Genomic DNA, 1,741 nt, shown 5'->3' on the forward strand with positions numbered 1-1,741 from the left:
GGTTCGAGATAGGTGCCGTCGGCCAGGAAAACACAGCAGTTTTCCGTTCCGAACGGATGGATACCGGCCGGGGCAACGACGAAGCCAAGCGCGGTGAGCCGGCCTCGCGCCACATCGAGGCTGTGCGTCGGCAGCACCAGATGATCGAGCGGATGAGTGCCTGCGGCTGCGGTTTTGGTCATGCAGGCGCGATGTGCATCATTCCGCAAAGCCGTTCAAGACTTGATCGCAATACCGGCCAGTTCGCCCGTCAATTCACCGGCCGTCGAAAGGCGCCCTTGGAGCAAGGTTCGATCAGCTCCCCGCGACGACATCGGCGGAATAGCGCAGTTCACGCATTGGTTTGACCTTGCTGGTGGTCTGCGCGTAGAGCGGGTGCGCCTTGTAGGCGGCCAGCGCGGCGTCATCGGCGAACTCCGCATAGACGACCACGTCGACCTCATCGGACAGCGGGTCCACCTTGGTGTTGAGCGTGACCTCGAACAGGCTGGAATGAGGAATGTCGCCGAGCGCCAGCAAGCCGGTGCGCACGGCCTCGACATCCTCTTTTCGCCGCGCGCTGAAGAAAACGATATGCCGGATCAACCCCGCCTCCTCGATCAAAGTGCCGGGGTCTTTTGTGACGGCAGGACGTTGGCGTCAATCGACAAGGATGTCGCGGCTGCTGCCACTGGAGTTAAGCTTTGCTGGTAACATATCGCACAACATGGCTAAGCTCTCTCACAGCGGTGTCGAGATAGCGGCCCTGATTGTACATGCCATCCCAGATCAAAAAAAATGCGATGGCGGCAATGACGATTACATAACGCATGGCTAAATCTATCGCACAAGGAATTCTGCGGTCATAGGCGTTTTTTGACGCGCTGCGCCTTGGCTGTGCACAGGCACAGATGCCCGCCGGCGGGAGCAATCTGCTTGGCACAGCCCCGCTTGCAGCCTGCCCCTTGAAGTTTCCCCGCATGACGTGGAAGATTGTCGCACGGATTCACCGGGAAGCGCTGAAGCTCTGGTAGGGGGCGCGCACTTCGTTCGAGCCCGCTCGCCGACGAACCGGTCGCGGCGGCGTTCGAAGCTGGCGAATGATCCAAGAGAACCGTGGTCCGGCAATTTGCGCCGGCACCGCGGAAATCCAGGGGCATGAGATGGCGCAAAAGGAACATGTTGGCGTAGCATTGAGCGACGCGGTCAGGCTCGATGAATTCAACTTCGCGGAGATCGTCAAAGGTCTGCCGGCGAAAGCGCGCATGGTGCTGTCGGCGGCGATGAACCTGCCTCGCGGTTCGCTCAGGGTGAGGCTGCCGGACGGCCGCGCCGTGCTCGTCGGCGGCAAGGGACCTGGCCCGGATGCCGAACTGGTGCTGAAGAATTGGCGCTTGCCCGGCCGCGCCTTTTCCGGCGGCACGATCGGCGTTGCCGAATCCTATATGGACGGCGATTGGGAAAGCCCTGATGTGACCAGCTTCCTGGAGCTGTTCGTGGTCAATTCGGTCATTGGCGAGCGTATCGCGGGCGGCACCAGTTGGCTGATCAACACCGTCCAGCGCATCCGCCACTGGTTCAACCAGAACACGCGCACCGGTTCGAAACGCAATATCTCGGCGCATTACGACCTCGGCAACGCCTTCTACAAGGAATGGCTCGATCCGAGCATGACCTATTCCTCGGCGCTCTACACGACCGGTGCCAACGACCTGGAAGGCGCCCAGGCCGCCAAATATCGCGCTCTGGCGAAGGATACAGG

3 protein-coding genes are annotated in these 1,741 nt (G+C 60.9%); 1 reads left to right on the plus strand and 2 read right to left on the minus strand.

The features are described 5' to 3' along the window. The coding region (locus EN893_RS32480) for a VOC family protein (protein ID WP_164901324.1) at nt 1-182 on the minus strand (182 nt) is incomplete at its 3' end. Between the two features lie 112 nt (nt 183-294). After that, nucleotides 295-585 carry a Dabb family protein gene (locus EN893_RS32485; RefSeq protein WP_023812050.1) on the minus strand — a complete coding sequence of 97 codons (291 nt, stop codon included), beginning with the start codon at nt 583-585 and terminating at the stop codon, nt 295-297. A 557-nt stretch (nt 586-1,142) separates the two neighbouring features. Between EN893_RS32485 and EN893_RS32490 the strand changes: the two genes are divergently transcribed. Next, nucleotides 1,143-1,741, plus strand: a 599-nt coding sequence (locus EN893_RS32490) for a class I SAM-dependent methyltransferase (RefSeq protein WP_206640220.1), incomplete at its 3' end; no start/stop codon positions are given.

Source organism: Mesorhizobium sp. M7A.F.Ca.CA.004.04.2.1 (genome assembly GCF_004022825.1).
Taxonomy (GTDB): domain Bacteria; phylum Pseudomonadota; class Alphaproteobacteria; order Rhizobiales; family Rhizobiaceae; genus Mesorhizobium.